The organism is Bacillus sp. FSL M8-0063, from assembly GCF_038005545.1.
Lineage (GTDB): Bacteria > Bacillota > Bacilli > Bacillales > Bacillaceae_G > Bacillus_A > Bacillus_A wiedmannii.
Window position 1 is genome coordinate 238,953 of sequence record NZ_JBBOTJ010000002.1, and the last position, 20,716, is coordinate 259,668.

General features: G+C 36.0%; 17 protein-coding genes and 4 tRNA genes. 19 read left to right on the forward strand and 2 right to left on the reverse strand.

Translation table 11 applies throughout. The features are described from left to right. The first annotated feature begins 63 nt into the window (after window positions 1-63). From MKX31_RS23780 to MKX31_RS23860, 17 genes are all read left to right on the forward strand, one after another. Window positions 64-2,037: a DHH family phosphoesterase gene (locus MKX31_RS23780; RefSeq protein ID WP_001113891.1), complete on the forward strand. Its 1,974-nt coding sequence runs from the start codon at window positions 64-66 to the stop codon at window positions 2,035-2,037. Next, entirely contained in the window at window positions 2,034-2,480 is a 447-nt protein-coding gene (gene rplI / locus MKX31_RS23785; RefSeq protein WP_000864225.1) for a 50S ribosomal protein L9, read from the forward strand. The genes MKX31_RS23780 and rplI overlap by 4 nt, the downstream gene beginning before the upstream one ends. A 27-nt stretch (window positions 2,481-2,507) precedes the next feature. Continuing rightward, window positions 2,508-3,869, forward strand: coding sequence for a replicative DNA helicase (dnaB, locus tag MKX31_RS23790; protein WP_001286242.1), 1,362 nt, complete (start codon window positions 2,508-2,510; stop codon window positions 3,867-3,869). Between the two features lie 216 nt (window positions 3,870-4,085). Then, complete coding sequence (locus tag MKX31_RS23795; RefSeq protein ID WP_064475178.1) at window positions 4,086-5,375, forward strand: adenylosuccinate synthase; 1,290 nt, start codon at window positions 4,086-4,088, stop codon at window positions 5,373-5,375. Between the two features lie 141 nt (window positions 5,376-5,516). Beyond that, a tRNA-Lys gene (locus MKX31_RS23800) sits at window positions 5,517-5,592 on the forward strand. Between the two features lie 13 nt (window positions 5,593-5,605). Next, window positions 5,606-5,677, forward strand: a tRNA-Glu gene (locus MKX31_RS23805). A 22-nt stretch (window positions 5,678-5,699) separates the two neighbouring features. Then, a tRNA-Asp gene (locus MKX31_RS23810) sits at window positions 5,700-5,775 on the forward strand. Between the two features lie 41 nt (window positions 5,776-5,816). Beyond that, window positions 5,817-5,889, forward strand: a tRNA-Phe gene (locus MKX31_RS23815). A gap of 385 nt (window positions 5,890-6,274) precedes the next feature. Beyond that, window positions 6,275-6,982: a cell wall metabolism DNA-binding response regulator WalR gene (walR, locus tag MKX31_RS23820; protein WP_000971866.1), complete on the forward strand. Its 708-nt coding sequence runs from the start codon at window positions 6,275-6,277 to the stop codon at window positions 6,980-6,982. A 3-nt stretch (window positions 6,983-6,985) separates the two neighbouring features. Then, the gene (walK, locus tag MKX31_RS23825) at window positions 6,986-8,827 is read left to right on the forward strand and encodes a cell wall metabolism sensor histidine kinase WalK (RefSeq protein WP_064475998.1); all 1,842 of its coding nucleotides are present in this window, start codon (window positions 6,986-6,988) and stop codon (window positions 8,825-8,827) included. Further along, on the forward strand, window positions 8,824-10,140 hold the full coding sequence (locus tag MKX31_RS23830; RefSeq protein ID WP_064475999.1) for a YycH family regulatory protein: 1,317 nt from the start codon (window positions 8,824-8,826) through the stop codon (window positions 10,138-10,140). The genes walK and MKX31_RS23830 overlap by 4 nt, the downstream gene beginning before the upstream one ends. Continuing rightward, window positions 10,121-10,963 carry a two-component system regulatory protein YycI gene (locus MKX31_RS23835; protein ID WP_340981606.1) on the forward strand — a complete coding sequence of 281 codons (843 nt, stop codon included), beginning with the start codon at window positions 10,121-10,123 and terminating at the stop codon, window positions 10,961-10,963. The genes MKX31_RS23830 and MKX31_RS23835 overlap by 20 nt, the downstream gene beginning before the upstream one ends. Further along, complete coding sequence (locus MKX31_RS23840; RefSeq protein WP_000522836.1) at window positions 10,947-11,741, forward strand: MBL fold metallo-hydrolase; 795 nt, start codon at window positions 10,947-10,949, stop codon at window positions 11,739-11,741. Before MKX31_RS23835 ends, MKX31_RS23840 begins: the two co-directional genes overlap by 17 nt. Window positions 11,742-11,804: 63 nt before the next feature. Next, a complete protein-coding gene (locus MKX31_RS23845) occupies window positions 11,805-12,980 on the forward strand; it encodes a S1C family serine protease (RefSeq protein ID WP_098103043.1) in 1,176 nt (391 codons plus the stop codon). Between the two features lie 53 nt (window positions 12,981-13,033). After that, window positions 13,034-13,219, forward strand: a complete 186-nt coding sequence (locus tag MKX31_RS23850; protein ID WP_001052827.1) for a CxxH/CxxC protein — start codon at window positions 13,034-13,036, stop codon at window positions 13,217-13,219. Window positions 13,220-13,278: 59 nt separating this feature from the next. Continuing rightward, a complete protein-coding gene (gene rlmH / locus MKX31_RS23855) occupies window positions 13,279-13,758 on the forward strand; it encodes a 23S rRNA (pseudouridine(1915)-N(3))-methyltransferase RlmH (RefSeq protein WP_001027003.1) in 480 nt (159 codons plus the stop codon). Between the two features lie 182 nt (window positions 13,759-13,940). Next, complete coding sequence (locus MKX31_RS23860; protein WP_000713629.1) at window positions 13,941-14,819, forward strand: radical SAM/SPASM domain-containing protein; 879 nt, start codon at window positions 13,941-13,943, stop codon at window positions 14,817-14,819. A 37-nt stretch (window positions 14,820-14,856) separates the two neighbouring features. Here MKX31_RS23860 and pepF read toward each other — a convergent pair whose 3' ends face one another. Both pepF and guaC read right to left on the reverse strand, forming a co-directional pair. Continuing rightward, window positions 14,857-16,674, reverse strand: a complete 1,818-nt coding sequence (gene pepF / locus MKX31_RS23865) for an oligoendopeptidase F (protein ID WP_340981607.1) — start codon at window positions 16,672-16,674, stop codon at window positions 14,857-14,859. A gap of 137 nt (window positions 16,675-16,811) precedes the next feature. Beyond that, window positions 16,812-17,795 carry a GMP reductase gene (gene guaC / locus MKX31_RS23870; protein ID WP_064476017.1) on the reverse strand — a complete coding sequence of 328 codons (984 nt, stop codon included), beginning with the start codon at window positions 17,793-17,795 and terminating at the stop codon, window positions 16,812-16,814. A gap of 240 nt (window positions 17,796-18,035) precedes the next feature. Between guaC and MKX31_RS23875 the strand changes: the two genes are divergently transcribed. Both MKX31_RS23875 and dbpA read left to right on the forward strand, forming a co-directional pair. Continuing rightward, window positions 18,036-19,067 carry an acyltransferase gene (locus MKX31_RS23875; protein WP_064476018.1) on the forward strand — a complete coding sequence of 344 codons (1,032 nt, stop codon included), beginning with the start codon at window positions 18,036-18,038 and terminating at the stop codon, window positions 19,065-19,067. A gap of 187 nt (window positions 19,068-19,254) precedes the next feature. After that, a complete protein-coding gene (dbpA, locus tag MKX31_RS23880) occupies window positions 19,255-20,700 on the forward strand; it encodes an ATP-dependent RNA helicase DbpA (RefSeq protein ID WP_064476019.1) in 1,446 nt (481 codons plus the stop codon). The last annotated feature ends 16 nt before the right edge of the window (window positions 20,701-20,716 follow it).

Consider the following 20,716-nt stretch of genomic DNA (forward strand, 5'->3'; position numbering starts at 1 on the left):
ACTATTTTAATCTGTTTAACTAACTGGAAGGAGAGTTAGTTTTACTTTATAGGAGTTGTATACATGCCTGAATTTTATAAGAAACAGTGGTTTTTATATCCTGTTTACGTATTGGCATTTTTCGTGTTTGTGCTCATTGCGATCCTCTGTTATTTTCATTTAATTATGGGGATATCCACCTTTTTTATTTTTTGCATTGTACTTTTTGTTGTTATACGCTTTGAACTGACTTTTCAAAGGAATTTCGAAAAGTATACGACAGATATGATTACAAGAGTAAAGAAAGTGAGTAATGAGGCGTTTAACCAAATGCCGATTGGTATTTTGTTATACAATAAGGATTATGGGATTGATTGGGCGAATCCTTATTTATCTTCATGTCTAGGACAGCATGCATTAGCTGGATGGCATCTTTATGATGTATCAGAAACGTTACTTCTTTTTATTAAGGGAGAAACTTCCGATGATATAGTCTCTTTAAATAACCGAAAGTTTCGCGTTTTTGTAAGGAAAGAAGAAAAGTTAATTTATTTCTTTGATGTAACGGAACAAACAGAGATTGAAAAGATGTACGAGGATCAACGCACTGTTTTGGCTGTCATTTATTTAGATAATTATGATGAGGTTACACAAGGGTTAGATGATCAATTACGTACGAATATAACAAGTCTTGTAACATCACGATTAAATGAATGGGCCGTTAAGTATGGGGCATATTTAAAACGTGCATCTTCAGAAAGATTCTTCGTTGTACTAAATGAGAGTATTTTAGCACAGATGGAGAAAGGGAAATTTAGCATTTTAGATCAGGTGCGTGAAGAAACATCCAAAAGGAATATACCACTCACCTTAAGTGTAGGTGTTGGATCAGGGGATTTACCTTTATCAGAGCTTGGGGCAATGGCTCAGTCCGGTTTAGACCTTGCGCTTGGCCGTGGTGGAGATCAAGTAGCTATTAAACAAGCGACAGGTAAAGTTAAGTTTTATGGTGGTAAGACAAATCCAGTTGAAAAACGTACTCGTGTACGTGCCAGAGTTATTTCGCATGCATTAAAGGATTTAGTATTAGAAAGTAGTAATGTCATTATAATGGGGCATAGGGCTCCTGATATGGACGCAATTGGTGCTGCGATTGGTATTTTAAAGGTAGCGCAATTAAATGAGCGTAAAGGATATATTGTGTTAGATGAAAATGATTCTGATAAGGGAATTAAGCGTTTGATGGATAAAGTGAAACAAAACGAAGAGTTATGGTCTCACTTTATTACCCCAGGACAAGCGATGGAATTTGCAAATGATGATTCATTACTTGTTGTTGTTGATACGCATAAACCTTCAATGGTGATGGAAGAAAAACTGTTACACAAAATTGAAAATGTAGTTGTTATTGACCATCATCGCCGGGGAGAAGATTTTATTGAAGATCCATTGCTTGTTTATATGGAGCCATACGCTTCCTCCACGGCAGAACTTGTTACAGAATTACTTGAGTACCAACCGAAAAATTTAAAAATGACAATGTTAGAAGCAACGGCATTGTTAGCAGGTATTATTGTTGATACGAAAAGCTTTACATTCCGGACGGGTGCTCGTACGTTTGATGCCGCTTCTTATTTACGCTCACATGGTGCAGATACTGTACTTGTACAAGAGCTTTTAAAAGAAGATATGGATCAGTATTTACGGGTTGCAAAAGCTATTAAAAATGCGTACATTTATACAAATGGAATTGCGATCGCAAAAGTTGATAGTGATGATTACTACGATCAAGTGCTTATTGCGCAATCAGCGGACACATTATTAACAATGACAGGAATTATTGCGTCATTTGTTATTGCAAAACGTGGCGAGAATTTCATTGGAATTAGCGGCAGGTCTTTAGGTGAAGTGAACGTGCAACTAATTATGGAAAATTTAGGCGGTGGTGGGCATTTAACGAATGCAGCCACACAAATGAAAAATGTTACCGTAGATGAAGCTGAGGAGAAGCTTCGATTTGTTATTGATGACTATTTACAGGGAGGCACACAATCATGAAAGTAATTTTTCTAAAAGACGTAAAAGGTAAAGGGAAAAAAGGAGAAATAAAAAACGTACCAGATGGCTATGCAAATAACTTCTTACTAAAACAAGGATTAGCTGCTGAAGCGACAAATAGCAGTATGAAAACTTTAGAAGCTCAAAAGCGAAAAGAAGAAAAAGATGCAGCAGCAGAGGTTGAAAATGCAAAAGAGTTGAAAGAAACGTTAGAGAAACTAACTGTAGAAGTAAAGGCGAAATCTGGAGAAGGTGGCCGTCTATTCGGTTCAATCACAAGTAAACAAATCGTAGATGCAATGCAAAAATCACATAAAATTAAACTTGATAAACGTAAATTTGAAATGGATGATGCGATTCGTGCATTAGGCTATACAAACGTTACTGTGAAGTTGCATCCGCAAGTAACTGCAACAGTAAAAGTTCATGTTAGTGAACAATAAAAATAAGTTAAGCAAGGAGGATTGCGTATGAGTGATGTAATGGCTGATCGTACCCCTCCACATAATATAGAGGCTGAGCAGGCGGTTTTAGGGGCCATATTAATTGATCAAGATGCGTTAACATCAGCATCGGAACTATTGGTACCTGACTCATTTTATCGAACGAAACATCAAAAGATTTTTGAAGTCATGCTTGGGTTATCTGATAAAGGAGAGCCGATTGACTTAGTAATAATGACGTCAGCAATGGCTGATCAAGGATTATTAGAAGAAGTTGGTGGGGTTTCTTACTTAGCAGAATTAGCAGAAGTTGTTCCAACCGCTGCTAACGTAGAATATTATGCACGAATCATCGCTGAAAAAGCGCTATTACGTCGTTTGATTCGAACAGCAACTCATATCGTGTCTGATGGGTATGAGAGAGAAGATGACGTGGATGGTCTTTTAAATGAGGCTGAGAAAAAAATATTAGAAGTATCTCACCAAACGAATGCAAAAGCATTCCAAAACATTAAAGATGTTCTTGTAGATGCTTACGATAAAATTGAACTTTTGCATAATCAAAAAGGTGAAGTTACTGGGATACCAACTGGATTTACAGAATTAGATAAGATGACCGCAGGTTTCCAGCGAAATGATTTAATTATCGTAGCGGCACGTCCATCAGTAGGGAAAACCGCATTTTCATTAAATATCGCACAAAACGTAGCGACGAAAACTGATGAAAATGTAGCGATTTTTAGTCTAGAGATGGGCTCTGATCAGCTTGTTATGCGTATGCTTTGTGCAGAAGGGAATATTGATGCGCAAAGACTGCGTACCGGTTCATTAACTTCTGATGATTGGGCAAAATTAACAATGGCGATGGGGAGCCTTTCTAATGCTGGTATCTATATTGATGATACACCAGGGATTAAAGTAAATGAGATTCGAGCGAAATGCCGTAGATTAAAGCAAGAACAAGGTCTTGGGATGGTTTTGATTGACTATTTACAGCTTATTCAAGGAAGCGGGAAATCAGGAGAAAACCGTCAGCAGGAAGTATCTGAGATTTCTCGTACATTAAAAGGGATTGCGCGTGAATTGCAAGTGCCTGTTATTGCCTTGTCACAGTTATCTCGTGGGGTAGAATCTCGTCAAGATAAACGTCCGATGATGTCTGACATTCGTGAATCAGGAAGTATCGAGCAGGATGCCGATATTGTAGCTTTCTTATATCGTGAAGATTACTATGACCGGGAAACGGAAAATAAAAATACGATTGAAATTATTATTGCAAAGCAGCGTAACGGTCCCGTAGGCTCAGTAGAGCTCGCATTCGTTAAAGAGTTCAATAAGTTCGTTAACTTAGAACGTCGCTTCGAGGATGGACATGCGCCGCCTGCATAAAGAGAGTATAAAAAAGAAACGCATTTCTTATAATAAGATGTGTTTCTTTTTTTTTTATAGGAAAGATAAGGCTTTCATAATGTGAAAATATAATTCTTACGAACGAAAATGTTTTTTAATAAAAAAATGTTCGCTTTTTGGTTGACTTCTTTTTCGGTTTTGGTACAATTATATTGTTTGAATAGATCGTTTGAAAATCGCGGAGGTGCTTTAATAATGTCTTCAGTAGTAGTTGTAGGAACACAATGGGGCGACGAAGGAAAAGGTAAAATCACTGATTTTCTTTCTGAGCATGCGGAAGTAGTTGCAAGATATCAAGGTGGAAATAACGCGGGACATACAATTGTTTTCGGCGGAGTTAAATATAAATTACACTTAATTCCATCTGGTATTTTCTATAAAGAGAAAATTTGTGTAATCGGAAATGGCTTAGTAGTAGATCCGAAAGCATTACTTGAAGAGTTAAAATACTTACACGATCGTGGTGTAAGTACTGATAATTTACGTGTAAGTAACCGTGCGCACGTTATTTTACCTTATCACTTAAAACAAGATGAGTTAGAAGAAGCAAGTAAAGGTGATAACAAAATCGGTACAACGAAAAAAGGTATCGGTCCTGCATATATGGATAAAGCTGCTCGTATTGGTATTCGTATGGCTGATCTTTTAGACCGTGAAGCATTTAAAGAAAAGCTTGAGCGCAATTTAGTAGAAAAAAATCGTTTATTTGAAAAAATGTACGATACAGAAGGTTTCAGTGTAGAAGAAATCTTCGAAGAGTACTTCGAGTACGGACAACAAATCGCGCAATATGTATGTGATACATCTGTTGTACTAAATGATGCACTAGATAACAATCACCGTGTATTATTTGAAGGTGCACAAGGTGTTATGCTTGATATCGACCACGGTACGTATCCGTTCGTTACATCTTCTAACCCGATTGCTGGTGGTGTAACAGTTGGAACTGGAGTTGGCCCTGCGAAAGTTACTCGCGTTGTAGGTGTGTGTAAAGCATATACAAGCCGCGTAGGTGATGGTCCGTTCCCTACGGAGCTTCATGATGAAATTGGTCATCAAATTCGTGAAGTTGGTCGTGAGTACGGAACGACAACTGGTCGTCCACGCCGCGTAGGCTGGTTCGATAGCGTTGTTGTAAGACATGCACGTCGTGTTAGTGGTTTAACAGATTTATCATTAAATTCTATCGACGTTCTAACAGGTATTCCGACTCTTAAAATTTGCGTTGCTTACAAATACAATGGCGAAGTTATCGATGAAGTTCCAGCAAACTTAAACATTTTAGCGAAATGTGAGCCTGTATACGAAGAACTTCCAGGTTGGACAGAAGATATTACTGGTGTAAAATCATTAGACGAGCTTCCTGAAAATGCACGAAAATACGTAGAACGTGTTTCTGATTTAACAGGAATTCAATTATCTATGTTCTCAGTTGGACCAGATCGTAACCAAACAAATATCGTTCGTAACGTATACGAAGCTTAATTGATATTTTTGAGAAAAAACTCATGTCCGCATGAGTTTTTTCTTATCTTTTATAAAAAAATAAAAAAAGGTATTGCAAAAAACAAATAAAACATGTTATGATACATCTTGTCGTCACGAAAATATGACGTTGGTGAGTATGAGCCATTAGCTCAGTTGGTAGAGCATCTGACTTTTAATCAGAGGGTCGAAGGTTCGAATCCTTCATGGCTCACCATTTTATTTTTCGTGGCCCGTTGGTCAAGTGGTTAAGACACCGCCCTTTCACGGCGGTAACACGGGTTCGAATCCCGTACGGGTCATGTTTTTTTTATGTTCATTTTTGGTCCCGTGGTGTAGTGGTTAACATGCCTGCCTGTCACGCAGGAGATCGCCGGTTCGACCCCGGTCGGGACCGCCACTTTTGTTTATACCACCATTAGTGGTTTTATATATAGTTTTGGCTCGGTAGCTCAGTCGGTAGAGCAGAGGACTGAAAATCCTCGTGTCGGCGGTTCGATTCCGTCCCGAGCCACTCTCAGGATATTAAGTGGGCCCACTTAATATCCTTTTTATTTGTGTAATTTTACAAAAGTGAGTAGTTATTTTAAAATAGAATGAGAAGCCTCTAGCAGTTGAAGCTAGAGGTTTTTCTATAGATCGTATAGGATTCCGTGTAAAAGTGGATCATACATGAGTCTGTGAGAATAGAGGAGAAAGTACTTAAGCAAAAGATGCGGCCATATAGGGACATACTATGTAGACATCAATGTGTTTAGGGATATTGACCATATTTTTACCCCGCATTAACGGGCAGTAAGACCCACCCCAAAATTCAACGAAGGTAAAGAAGTTAGGTGCGAGATCAACTGCACGTAAATGCCCGATTAAAGTTTCACTTTATAAGGAGGAAATAGACGATGATGGGAAAGAAAATTTTAGTAGTTGATGATGAAAAGCCGATTGCGGATATTTTGAAGTTCAACCTAGAAAAAGAAGGTTTTGAAATTGTAATGGCGCATGATGGTGATGAAGCGATTGAAAAAGCGAATGAAGAGCAGCCAGATATGGTTTTATTAGATATTATGCTACCAGGTAAGGATGGCTTGGAGGTTTGCCGTGAAATACGTAAAAGCTCGGAAATGCCGATTATTATGCTTACAGCAAAGGACTCTGAAATTGATAAAGTATTAGGGCTTGAGCTTGGAGCAGATGATTATGTAACAAAGCCATTTAGTACGAGGGAATTACTTGCTCGTGTGAAGGCGAATTTACGTCGCCATCAACAAGGTGGTGCTGCAGAAAAAGAAGAAAATACGGAAATGGTTATTGGACCAATCGTTATCAATTCAAATGCGTATAGTGTAACGAAACGTGAGGAAAATATTGAACTTACACATCGTGAATTTGAGCTACTACATTATTTAGCCAAACATTTAGGACAAGTTATGACTCGTGAGCATTTATTACAAACAGTTTGGGGTTATGACTATTTTGGAGATGTACGTACAGTGGATGTAACAGTGCGTCGTTTACGTGAAAAAATTGAAGATAATCCAAGTCATCCCACTTTAATTGTAACTAGACGTGGAGTAGGGTATTACTTGCGTGACCCAGAGCAGGAATAGTATATGAAGAAAGTTGGTTTTTTTCAATCTATTCATTTAAAATTTGTACTCATATACATGCTATTAATATTAATAGCAATGCAAGTTATTGGAGTATATTTCGTAAGGGAGTTAGAAAAGAGTCTTGTACAAGGCTTTAGAGATTCTTTAACGCAGCAAACGAACTTATTAGCATATAACTTGAAACAAGAGTTTAAAAAAAGTCATACAAAAGCAGAAACAGAATCAACAGATGAAACGATTAAAACTTCAATTCGAAAATTTGCCTCTGATCGAAAGAAAGATATCCAAGAGGTAAGTGTATTTGATTCGAATAGAAAGTTGCTTGCTATTTCAGATGAGTCAAAGCAAAACAAGGTAAATAGAACATCAACTGATATAGCTGTTCAGCGGGTATTGGTACAAAAAAAACCAGAAATAAAAATTGAGAAGGATGGTCGTACAGGCCATCGTGTACAAGTTATGCTTACTCCTATTCTAGATGACAACGGAAAAGATGCACTTGGTGCTATTTACATTGTTGCATCTATGGAAGATGTTTATAAACAGATGAAGGATATTAATCAAATTTTTGCGACTGGAACCGTTATTGCATTACTCGTAACGGCTGTACTTGGAATTTTGTTAGCTCAAACGATTACGAGGCCAATCTCAGATATGCGAAGACAAGCGATTGAAATGGCAAAAGGAAACTATTCGAGAAAAGTAAAAGTGCATAGCCATGATGAAATTGGACAATTAGCATTATCTTTCAATAATTTATCCAAAAAATTACAACAAGCTCGTTCTTCAACGGAGAGTGAAAGACGTAAATTGTCATCCGTTCTATCACATATGACAGATGGAGTCATTGCTACTGACCGAAAAGGGGACATTATTTTATTAAATGACCCTGCGGAAAAGATGCTAAATGTTTCGCGTGAAACGGCGCTCGATCAATCTGTTTTAGAAGTATTAGGGATACAAGAAGAATTTACGCTCGATCATTTATACGAAGAGCCTGATTCTGTTTTATTAGATTTTAGTACGAGAAATGAGCCATATATTTTACGTGCTAGTTTCTCTGTTATTCAAAAAGAGACAGGGAAAGCAAATGGCTTGATTGCCGTATTATATGATGTAACTGAGCAGGAGCGTATAGAAAGGGAACGCCGCGAGTTTGTGGCAAACGTTTCTCATGAATTAAGAACGCCATTAACAACGATGCGCAGTTACTTAGAGGCACTTACGGACGGTGCGTGGCAAGATCCGAATATTGCACCGCAATTTTTAACCGTTACACAAGAAGAAACAGAAAGAATGATTAGACTTGTAAATGCGTTATTACAACTATCTAAACTTGATAGTACAGAACATCGTTTAATGAAAGAATGGGTCGACTTTACTGACTTCTTTAATAACATTATTGATCGTTTTGAAATGTCTAAAGAGCAAAACGTAAGTTTCAAACGATCTTTCTCTAAAAAATCTCGATTTATTGATATGGATACGGATAAAATTACGCAAGTATTGTATAACATTATTTCGAATGCATTAAAGTATTCACCAGAAGGTGGAACAGTAACATATCGCTTACGTGATCGCGGTGAATTATTAGAGATTAGTGTAAGTGACCAAGGAATGGGTATTCCGAAAGAGAACGTCGATAAAATCTTTGAACGTTTTTATCGCGTAGATAAAGCACGTTCAAGACAAATGGGTGGTACAGGACTTGGATTAGCAATTGCGAAGGAAATGATTGAGGCACATGGTGGCTCAATTTGGGCGAAGAGTGAGGAAGGAAAAGGGACAACTATTTATTTCACATTGCCAATGGCAGCGGATGAAGAGGACGATTGGGAATGAGCATGGAAAATGTTAAAACGATAGTTTTAATTAATTTAGTTGTAATTAGCCTATTTCTTACTTTTAACTTATGGACGTATGTGCCAGATTCCACGTCTATGCAAAACGCAAAATTTGTACAGGGGAATGAAGGAACTACTCAAACTAAAATTGCTGATGTTGTACGCCCTACTTCTATCATCGCGCATAAAGATAAAAATCATTACGGGAGTGAAAGAGAGGGAGATATAGAATCAATCTATAAAACTTTGGAAGCAGGGGAATTACATGGTTTCAAAGAGATATCGATTGCTAAAGCTGATTTCCTTTCTTATGTGCATGGTGAAGGGAAAATTGAACTTGTTTTTCCTACCAATATCCCATTTGATGCCGTTAAATCTATGTTTAATATGAAAGAAAAAAGTATAGATAAGCCTAAACATTTTAATCGAATTATTCTTGACCCTTCTAGAAGTAGGGATCAAGAAATTAAAGTTAATTTTGTTTCTGATGGTGATAACTCTAGAATATATGAAGCAAAATTAAGTGGTGTGTATTTAAAAGATATTGTAAACGCACAAAATCAATTTATAGTATCAGCGAAACCTTATTTTGATTATCAAATTAATGATACGAAAAAGATATTTTTATCAGATGGAACGACGGAATTAAGTAATATAACATATATTTCATCTAATTTAGCGGTTGATACATTTAAGAATGCTCTATTTAGTGACCCGCGTTATTTAAGCCCTATTACCGAGAAATCGAAAGAAACATTTACAGATGGTATTAGGTCTATGGAGATTGAAAATGATCATCATATGCTAAAGTATAAAAACTCTTCTGTTTCAAATGAGAAAACGCCAGATAATTTAATGCTTTTACAAAAAAGCTTTGATTTTGTAAATGGCCACAGCGGGAGTTTGGATTCATATCGTTTGGACTATATGAATAAAGGACAGACCGTATTTCGTTTACATGAAGATGGATATTCCGTATTTAATACAGATGGATTAGCTGAATTGAGACAAGTATGGGGATCAGAAGAAGTAATGGAATATGAAAGACCATTGTTGTCTTTAAATACGAAAGGTATAGAACAGAAGGTTACTCTTCCATCAGGTCACGTTGTAATAGCATCTTTAGAAAATAATGCCGCGGTAGATAAAAGATTTATTAAAGACATTGGTATTGGATACAAATTATCACTAGATGGGCAAGTAGCTCGACTACAGCCAATTTGGTATGTAAAGTTTGTTGAAGATGAAGCTGGTAAACAAAAAATATATGAGTGGAGTGAGGGAGGACTAAATGGATTGGGATCGGATTAAAACCATATTTATTGTGACCTTTTTTGTTTTGGACCTCTTTCTCATTTTTCAATTCATTCAAAAGCAAGATAGTAATCAATTGGAGCTTATTGCAGAAACAAAGATAGATCAAGAATTAAAAGCAAACAAAATTACTATGGGTAATTTCCCTAAAGAACCGAAAAAAGAGGCATTTATTAGGGCGGAAAATAAGGCATTTAAAGAAGAAGATGTACAGTCTTTAAAGAGTCAAACGGCGCATATACAAAATATGTACAAGATAGAAAGTAAGCTAAAAGAGCCCTTTTTAAATACAAAATCATTATCCAAAGATAAGTATAGTGATTTTTTAAAGAACTATGTATTGGATGGACAAAAGTATGAGTTTGGAGCGATGAAAGACTCTAAAATTTACTTCTTCCAAAAATATAAAGATAAGCCTATTTTCTATAACGATCAGGCAATGATTGTTGTGGAATTAAATGAAAAAAATGAACTGGTGTCGTACTCGCAGACGATGCTAACTGATTTAAAAGAAATGGGCGAAAGTGAAAAAACGAAACAGCAAGAAATTATTACTGCCCAAACGGCTTTAGAAAATCTGTATTTAAAAAATAAAGTTCATGGGAATACACATGTAAAAGAAGCACAAATTGGTTATGCCAACCTTACCGCATCTACTTCTAATAACCAAGTACTTGCTCCAACATGGAACTTAAAAACGGAGCAGAAGCAGGACTTCTTTGTAAATGCAATTGAAGGACAAGTTATGGAATTAGGGGAAAGGGAAAATCAAGTGGTTGATGAACATACTGGAGTGAGAAAGAATGGGGTTGCATTTTAGCGTACTTGCAAGTGGAAGTACAGGGAATATGCTATATGTAGGAACAGATGAGAAGAAATTACTCGTCGATGCAGGTTTAAGTGGTAAAGCAACAGAGGCTTTATTTAAACAGGCAGAACTAAATATAAATGATGTATCGGGTATTCTTGTAACACATGAACATAGTGATCATATTAAAGGATTAGGTGTATTGGCACGTAAATATGATTTGCCTGTTTATGCAAATGAGAAAACATGGAATGCAATGGAACACTTAATAGGAAATATCCCAACTGAGCAAAAGTTCATTTTCTCAGTTGGGGATGTGAAAACATTCGGTGATATTGAGGTCGAGTCATTTGGGGTTTCTCATGATGCGGCAGAGCCGATGTTCTATGCTTTTCACAACAATAATAGAAAGTTAGCCCTTATTACAGATACGGGATACGTGAGTGACCGTATGAAAGGTGTTATTAAGGGGGCTAATGCTTTCGTGTTTGAAAGTAATCATGACGTGGAAATGCTTCGTATGGGACGTTATCCATGGAGTATTAAGCGACGTATTTTAAGTGATGTAGGGCACGTTTGTAATGAGGACGCTGCATTAGCAATGGCGGATGTAATTACAGATGAGACAAAACATATTTATTTAGCCCATTTAAGTTTAGATAATAACATGAAAGAACTAGCACGTATGTCAGTATCACAAGTACTAGAGGAAAAAGGATTTGGAGTGGGAGAAGCTTTTGAAATTCACGACACAGATCCGAAAATGCCTACAAAAATTCAATACGTATAATTCTTCATTTTAGTAAACAATAAAGGTGAATATAGTTGTTTTCAGGAAGATAGGTGAACAAATATGTCCTTTATTGATGAAGAAAATTACCGTATGAAACGTGCAAGAAAAAAGAAGCATAAAGGTATTGTTATTTCTAGTATAGCAGGAACAATTGTAGGAGCTTCGTTATTTGCATTTGGAGCTCCTTTATTTGCGAATGATGCGGGCGCGCTTCCACAAGCTGAAGCAAGTGGAAGTAATATGGCCGAAGCTCAAGGAATTAAACAGATTAGCTTCGTTGATGCTGTTGATCGTGCGTCTGAAGCTGTTGTTGGTGTTATTAATATTCAACGAGATAATTTTTCAGAGGCAGATTCAGAAGCTGGTACAGGATCGGGTGTAATTTATAAAAAGACAGATGGCCAAGCTTATATCGTAACGAATAATCATGTTGTTGCTGGAGCAAATCGTATTGAAGTAAGTTTAAGTGACGGTAAGAAGGTTCCTGGGAAAGTATTAGGAACCGATGTAGTCACAGATTTAGCTGTACTAGAAATAGATGCAAAGCATGTGAAAAAAATAATTGAGATTGGCGACTCTAATACTGTTCGTAGAGGAGAACCGGTCATTGCGATTGGAAACCCACTCGGGCTGCAATTTTCTGGAACTGTCACACAAGGCATTATTTCGGCTAAGGAACGTATTGTTCCTGTAGATTTGGATCAAGATGGACATTACGATTGGCAAGTAGAAGTATTGCAAACAGACGCAGCAATTAATCCAGGTAATAGTGGTGGTGCGCTTGTAAATGCCGCAGGCCAATTAATTGGCATTAACTCAATGAAAATTGCAGCAAAAGAAGTAGAAGGAATTGGACTAGCTATTCCAGTTACTAGAGCTGTTCCAATTATGAATGAATTAGAGAAGTATGGAAAAGTAAGGAGACCGTATGTTGGAATTGAACTTAGATCGTTAAATGAGATTCCAAACTATCATTGGTCAAAAACATTGCATTTACCAGGTAATGTAACAGAGGGAGTTTGCATTTTAGATGTGAAAAGTCCTTCGCCAGGTATAGATGCTGGTTTACGAGAACACGATGTGATTGTAGCAGTAGATGGAAAACCGGTTCGCGATATTATCGGATTCCGTACGGCCTTATATGATAAAAAAATTAATGATAAAATGACTCTTACGTTTTATCGTGGTACAAAACGAGCAACAACAACGGTTAAACTAGGCATTCAAAAGTATTAAAAACAGGAGGGCCTACCTCCTGTTTTCTATTGTAGAAAAGTGAGGTGAAGAATATGAATTTACCTTGTTGTTTAGAACATGTTGAATTGGCTTTAGATATTATTGTGGATGAGTGTGAAGTTGCACCAGTTATCAACAATGTGGATAACTCGGAAAAAGAGAAAAAAACATGTGAATTTTGTCAAAACGAGGCGACATATGTTGTATCGAACACAGATTCTCACACAATATGTGGGTAACAATTGTGGATATGTGGATAAGTTATGTGGATAACATGTTTGTAAGGTGGGGAATGAGTGTGAATATCTCGATTATTTCAATTGGGAAATTAAAAGAAAAATATTTAAAACAAGGTATAGCAGAATACTTAAAACGATTATCTGCATACGCAAAAGTAGAAGTAATTGAATTGCCAGATGAAAAGGCGCCAGAAAATTTAAGTGAAGCAGAAATGTTAATTGTAAAAGAAAAAGAAGGTATACGTATACTGGATAAAATTTCTGACGATACGCATGTCATTGCGTTAGCAATAGAAGGAAAACAAAAATCATCAGAAGAATTTGCAGTAAGCTTAGATCGTCTTGCTACATATGGAAAGAGTAAAGTTGCTTTTGTAATTGGAGGATCACTTGGACTAAGTTCAGAAGTAATGAAGCGTTCAAATGAATCTCTTTCTTTTTCAAAGATGACATTACCACACCAATTAATGCGATTAGTATTGCTTGAGCAAGTGTATAGAGCATTTCGTATTAATCGTGGGGAACCGTATCATAAATAAAATTACTTTTTGTATTTAAAAAGAGTAAAAAAGACCATTGGACAAAAACCACCGATGGTCTTTTAAACATTAATAGGTAGTACGAAGGTTTCCTAAAATAAGTATGTTTCTATTTCTAAAAAAGTGTGATGTAATATGAAGAGGAAAAAAGTATAAGTAGTCATAGAAGTGAGGAATTAAAGGTGAAGAAGTTTAAAAAGTTTTACTTGGAGATTACGAGTGTATGTAATCTTGCGTGCAGCTTTTGTCCGCCGACGGAAAGGCAGAAGCAGTTCATTTCTGTGGAGGATTTTGCGAAAAGATTAGACCAAATTAAACCTCACACAGACTACATTTATTTGCACGTGAAGGGTGAGCCATTGCTCCATCCAAAAATAGATCAATTGTTAGATTTAAGCCATGAAAAAGGGTTTAAAGTTAATATTACAACGAACGGAACGTTAATTAATAAGAGAAGGCATAGACTGTTAAATAAACCTGCGTTAAGACAAATGAATTTTTCATTGCACAGTTTTGATGGACATCCAGGTTCGCAAGATAAAGAAGGTTATGTAAGAAGTATACTTTCCTTTATTAGAGAGGCGACAAGTCAATCGGATTTAATTGTTTCACTTAGATTATGGAATTTAACTCAGGATAATAAAACGAATGCTGAAATCCAGAAAAATAGAGATTTATTATCTATCATTGAAAATGAGTTTGGTCTATCTTATCAAATCGAAGAGAAGCTTACACCAGGAAAAGGTATAAAAATTGCGGAACGTGTCTTTATTAATCAAGACTATGAATTCCAGTGGCCGGCATTACATGAAGAAGAGGATGACGGAAAAGGATTCTGTCATGGTCTTCGAAATCAAGCAGGTATTTTAGCGAACGGAACGGTTATTCCTTGTTGTTTAGATGGTGAAGGGATTATTAACCTTGGGAATATTAATAATGACTCATTTTCTAACATTATAGAAGGTGAAAGAGCAACAAACATTGTCGATGGATTTTCTAAAAGAGTTGCAGTCGAAGAGCTATGTAGGAAATGTGGATACCGTAAAAGATTTGGAAAATAAATATGAAACAAGCCCTCATAAAGCGAGGGCTTATTTTTTATTCTTGATAAGAACGTTCCAATTCATCAATTAAGGAACCGACGTAAGAAACAGCTTTACGTATTGCATCTGGTTTTGACATATCGACTCCGGCATGTTTCATTAATTTAAGTGGTTTCATCGTACCACCAGCGCGAAGTACATCTAACCAGCGATCAACGGCAGGTTGTCCTTCCTCTTTAATCATTTGAGCTACTGCAGTAGATGCAGTGAGGCCTGCGGAATAGGTGTAAGAATATAAGCCCATATAGTAATGAGGTTGACGCATCCAAGTTAAGCCAGCATCTTCGTCAATTTCTACCGAATTTCCCCAGAATGTCGAAAGTACATCTGTTTTTATTTCAGTTAAAGTTGTAGCTGTAAGTGCTTCTCCTTCTTCTGCTAGCGTATATACTCTTCTTTGATATTCTCCCTCAAGTAAGTGAGTAACAAAGTTATGATAATATGTGCCAAGTAGTTGCAGAATCACCCATCTGCGCATTCTCTTATCGTCAGTAGTCGCTAATAAATGCTGGGCTAATAGTAATTCATTCATGGTAGATGGCGCTTCAACAAAGTACATAGATGGACGTACATTCATAATACGCTGGTTTTTATTTGCTAAATAAAAATGACCAGCATGCCCAAATTCATGGGCTAATGTGAAGCATCCACGCATCGTATTTTGCCATGTAATTAAAATGTATGGATGAGAACCATATGGGCTTGAACAAAATGCTCCGGTTGATTTTCCTACGTTATCTGCAAGATCAACCCATCTTTCTTGGAATCCTTTTTGGATAATGGAACTATATTCATCGCCTAATACCTTTAAAGAATATTGGATTAATTTACCAGCCTCCTTGTATGTGATGGTTGGATTAAATTCGGGATCTAAAGGTGCATGTAAGTCGCAGAACAGCATTTGATCGAGTCCTAATACTTTCTTTTTTAAACCTGCAAAACGGCGCATATGAGGCGCTAATTCTTTATAAATAATATCAAGTTGATTGTTATACATTTCAAGTGGAACTTGTTGAGGTTCTAAAAGCATATGAGTAACAGATTCAAATTTGCGTAAACGAGAGAGTGTTACTTGTTTTTTTACTTCAGTAGCATATGTTGTTGCCACTGTATTTTTATATCGCTTTAAGGTGGAAACAAATGATGAGTATGCTTTTCTGCGTATGTCTACGCTTGGAGAGAACTCATATTTGCTTTCAAATAATGAAAATGATACAGGGAGTTCGTTTCCTTTTTCGTCTTGTATGGAGGTAAAATCCATATCGGCTAATTTAGTCATACCGTAAATTTTGTATGGGGAACTATGTACTTCGCCAAGTGCAGCAAGAGCTTCTTCTGTTTCAGGAGAGAGCGTGTGCGGCCTTTTTTGTAGTATGTCTAGTAATGATTTACGGAAAGGTTCGAGTTTTGTTTCTTCAGCTAAATATTTTTCAATTGTTCCTTCGTCGAATGAGAGGATTTCATTATGGATAAAGGACAGTGCGGTATGTACTTTCGTCCATAAAGCAGCAATTTTGGAAGAGTTCGCTTGAATAATTGGATTTGTACGATCAGTGGATTCTTTTAAATTTGCATAGGAGTATAGTTTTGTTAACTCCATTAAAAGCTCTTCTTCTAAAAGTAGGCAATGTAAGAAGGTAGTGGCGCTAGTATGTAATTGTCCTTTAAACGCATCCAGTTTTTTTATATCGTTTGTTAATACACGTGATGCAGTTTCCCAATCTTTATCAGATTCGAATAAATCAGAGAGGTCCCATGTTAGTTCAGTAGGGACTTCTGCGCGAATATGGCGTTTCTCAATTACGTGTTTCATTTGTTATATCCCCCTTATTATAAGTATCTAAAAACATGATACTAGAAAATTCAGTAAAATGAAAATATTTTACATTTTTATACATGAAAAAGAAGGACAAGCATAAAAATGCTTGTCCTTCGAGTTAAATTTAAAAATTAATATACTTTATCACCGTTGAAAATAGAGTTTTTCACGACTACATAATCTACAGTACGAATTGAGTCTAATTTTGTTCCACCAGCGTAAGAGATAGAAGATTGAAGATCTTGTTCCATTTCGATTAAAGTGTCTTCTAAAGAACCTTTATGCTCAACGAACATTTTCTTACCTTCAACGTTTTTCTTCTCGCCTTTTTGGAATTCAGAAGCTGAACCGAAGTACTCTTTATAAAGTTTGCCGTCTTTTTCGATTGTTTCCCCTGGAGACTCTTCATGACCAGCAAATAGAGAACCGATCATAACCAGAGTCGCTCCAAATCGAATAGATTTAGCTACGTCGCCGTGTGTACGAATACCACCGTCAGCGATAATTGGCTTACTTGCAGCTTTTGCACACCAGCGAAGTGCAGCTAGTTGCCAACCGCCAGTTCCAAAGCCTGTTTTAATTTTAGTAATACAAACTTTACCAGGTCCAATACCGACTTTTGTTGCGTCAGCACCAGCGTTTTCTAATTCTCTTACCGCTTCTGGAGTTCCAACGTTTCCAGCGATAACGAAGCTTTCTGGTAAATGCTTTTTAATATGTTGAATCATGTTGATTACAGCATTAGAATGTCCGTGTGCAATATCAATCGTGATGTATTCAGGTGTAAGTTGCTCAGCAGCTAATTGTTGTACGAATTCATACTCGTCCTCTTTTACACCAACGCTAATAGAAGCGATTAATCCACGTGATTGCATATCTCTAATGAATGAGATACGTTTCTCTGGTTGGAAACGATGCATGATATAGAAGTAATTGTTTTCAGCTAAATAAGTTGCAATTCTTTCATCAATAATCGTTTGCATATTCGCAGGTACGACAGGTAATTTAAATTTATGTTTACCTAAAGTGACAGTTGTATCACATTCAGAGCGGCTGTTTACAATACATTTTGCAGGAATTAATTGAATATCTTCATAGTCGAATACGTTTTCCATCATTTACACCCCTAAAATACGAATATTTTATTCATTTCGTTCAAAAATGTTCGTCCAAAAGATAATTTACATTATTTTCACTCATAAGTCAAAGGTTTTCATGTTTATATTTAAAAATTAAGGTTTAACTACGTATGTTGTAAGTTCATGTAATTAAAATGTGTTTAAACATAGTATTATTTGATGTAAAATTATGTTTGGGAAATAAAAGTTAAAGAGGTAAATTTAGGAGGGGTGCTAATGAAGCGCTTAGTATATATGGATTGGTTGCGTGTATTAGCAACAATCGCAGTGGTTACAATTCACGTTTCTGCTGGTTATGTTTCTATGTTAGATGCAAATAACGTATCACGCTGGATGGCTGGTAACTTGTTTGAATCGATTTCACGTGCGAGTGTTCCGATTTTTGTAATGATTAGTGGAGCGTTATTGTTAAAGGGGACAAAAGATATTTCAGTCGGGGAATTTTTACAGAAGCGTGCAAGTAAAGTAATTATACCTTTTGTAGCTTGGAGCGCTATATTTTATGCATATGGAGCATATGCAGGATATTTCCCGGCATCTTTAAAGCAAGGAATAAAGCACTTTTTAACGGATACTATTGGGGGACATTTATGGTTCTTATACATGATTGTAGGGATATATTTAATTACCCCGCTACTGAAAATCTTTGTGAAGAATGCTAAAAAAAGAGAGATAGAATACTTTTTAATTTTATGGATATATGCATCTGTAGTAGTCAATTTAGCGAAATATTATTATCCTATCAACTTTAATATTGAATTATTTTACGTTACAAACTATGTAGGGTATTTCTTACTTGGTTATTATTTATCCAATTACGATATTTCGAAAAAATGGAGAAATATCTCTTATATTGGAGGACTTGTAGGATTTATTAGCACATTCTTTATTACATATTACTATACAGTAAAAGCAAATGGACAGTTAGACCAGTTTTGGTACGGATATTTTGCGCCAGGTGTTGTATTGATGGCGATTGGATTATTTATATTTTTCAAATATGCTTTCCAAAAATCAGAACGAGAATTACCATTGTTATTCCGTTTTATAAATCAAGCAAGCCTTGGAATCTATATTCTTCACTTCTTCTTATTAAATAACTTGTTGTACATGGTTTTCCCTAAAGTAAATGAACGTGTACATGCAATATTGGCAATACCTATTAATGTAACGATTGCAATTGTTCTTAGTCTGGTAATTACGTTAGTATTACAAAGAATACCAGTCGTGAAAAAATTGGTTCCGTAAAAATGAATATAGTATAGATAGGGCAGACTTATTATTAAGGCTGCCCTTTCCTATTTTAAAATTATACTTAGATAAATTTAGGTTGAAACGAATTGAAAACAGTGGATTAATATAGTATCTTACTATAGTCTAAAGTGAGGTATGAAGAACATAATAGTTTAAATATAAAATCAAATGAGGTTAATATATGAGTGAAAAAAGCTTTAGTAATTATGCATTAAGTAAAGAAGTAAGACGAGCACTTACTGGTTTAGGATATGAGCATCCGACAGAAGTGCAAGGAGAGGTTATTCCAGTTGCATTGCAAAAGAAGGATCTTGTTGTAAAGTCGCAAACGGGAAGTGGAAAAACGGCTTCGTTCGGAATACCACTTTGTGAAATGGTAGAGTGGGAAGAGAATAAACCACAAGCATTAGTTTTAACACCAACGAGGGAACTTGCTGTTCAAGTGAAAGAAGATATTACGAATATAGGGCGATTCAAAAGAATTAAAGCTGCTGCAATTTATGGTAAATCTCCATTTGCACGTCAAAAATTAGAGTTAAAGCAAAAGACGCATATTGTAGTGGGGACCCCAGGACGTGTGTTGGATCATATTGAAAAAGGGACCCTTTCCTTAGATCGATTGAAATATTTAGTGATTGATGAAGCAGATGAAATGCTAAATATGGGCTTTATCGATCAAGTAGAGGCCATTATTGATGAATTACCTACAAAAAGAATGACAATGCTATTTTCAGCAACCCTACCGGAAGATGTTGAAAAGTTATCCCGTACATATATGAATGCACCAACTCATATTGAAATTAAAGCAGCTGGGATTACAACAGATAAAATTGAACATACCCTTTTTGAAGTAAGGGAAGAAGAGAAGCTTTCACTTCTTAAGGATGTAACTATGATTGAAAATCCAGACAGTTGCATTATTTTTTGTCGTACACAAGAAAACGTAGACCATGTATATAGACAGCTAAAACGAGTTAATTATCCTTGTGACAAAATACACGGTGGTATGGTGCAGGAAGATCGTTTTGAAGTTATGGATGATTTTAGAAAAGGAAAGTTCCGTTATTTAGTAGCAACTGATGTAGCTGCGAGAGGAATTGATATTGATAATATTACACATGTTATTAATTACGATATTCCATTAGAAAAAGAAAGCTATGTACACCGTACTGGAAGGACGGGACGAGCTGGTAATAATGGAAAAGCTATTACATTTATAACGCCTTATGAAAATAGATTTTTAGAAGAGATTGAGGAATATATCGGATTTGAAATCCCAAAGGAACTGGCACCTTCAAAAGAAGAAGTTATAAAAGTGAAAGCAGTATTTGAAGAAAAAATATATGCTAAACCAATTATAAAGAAAGATAAAAATGCAGACCTAAACAAAGGAATTATGAAATTGTACTTTAATGGCGGAAAGAAAAAGAAAATTAGGGCGGTAGATTTCGTTGGTACAATTGCTAAAATTCAAGGTGTTTCTGCTGATGATATAGGTATTATTACAATACAAGATAATGTTTCGTATGTTGAAATATTAAACGGAAAAGGACCACTTGTTTTAAAGGTTATGAGAAATACAACGATAAAAGGTAAACAATTAAAAGTTCATGAGGCAATTAAGTAAACAAAAAAACTATCCA

Bases quoted from the DNA above. Each gene is read 5' to 3' on its own strand.
- dnaB (WP_001286242.1), top strand. From the start codon at position 2,508: ATGAGTGATGTAATGGCTGATCGTACCCCTCCACATAATATAGAGGCT.
- MKX31_RS23830 (WP_064475999.1), top strand. From the start codon at position 8,824: ATGAGCATGGAAAATGTTAAAACGATAGTTTTAATTAATTTAGTTGTA.
- walK (WP_064475998.1), top strand. From the start codon at position 6,986: ATGAAGAAAGTTGGTTTTTTTCAATCTATTCATTTAAAATTTGTACTC.
- walR (WP_000971866.1), top strand. From the start codon at position 6,275: ATGATGGGAAAGAAAATTTTAGTAGTTGATGATGAAAAGCCGATTGCG.
- MKX31_RS23840 (WP_000522836.1), top strand. From the start codon at position 10,947: ATGGGGTTGCATTTTAGCGTACTTGCAAGTGGAAGTACAGGGAATATG.
- dbpA (WP_064476019.1), top strand. From the start codon at position 19,255: ATGAGTGAAAAAAGCTTTAGTAATTATGCATTAAGTAAAGAAGTAAGA.
- pepF (WP_340981607.1), bottom strand. From the start codon at position 16,674: ATGAAACACGTAATTGAGAAACGCCATATTCGCGCAGAAGTCCCTACT.
- guaC (WP_064476017.1), bottom strand. From the start codon at position 17,795: ATGGAAAACGTATTCGACTATGAAGATATTCAATTAATTCCTGCAAAA.
- MKX31_RS23780 (WP_001113891.1), top strand. From the start codon at position 64: ATGCCTGAATTTTATAAGAAACAGTGGTTTTTATATCCTGTTTACGTA.
- MKX31_RS23845 (WP_098103043.1), top strand. From the start codon at position 11,805: ATGTCCTTTATTGATGAAGAAAATTACCGTATGAAACGTGCAAGAAAA.
- MKX31_RS23835 (WP_340981606.1), top strand. From the start codon at position 10,121: ATGGATTGGGATCGGATTAAAACCATATTTATTGTGACCTTTTTTGTT.
- MKX31_RS23875 (WP_064476018.1), top strand. From the start codon at position 18,036: ATGAAGCGCTTAGTATATATGGATTGGTTGCGTGTATTAGCAACAATC.
- MKX31_RS23850 (WP_001052827.1), top strand. From the start codon at position 13,034: ATGAATTTACCTTGTTGTTTAGAACATGTTGAATTGGCTTTAGATATT.
- rplI (WP_000864225.1), top strand. From the start codon at position 2,034: ATGAAAGTAATTTTTCTAAAAGACGTAAAAGGTAAAGGGAAAAAAGGA.
- MKX31_RS23795 (WP_064475178.1), top strand. From the start codon at position 4,086: ATGTCTTCAGTAGTAGTTGTAGGAACACAATGGGGCGACGAAGGAAAA.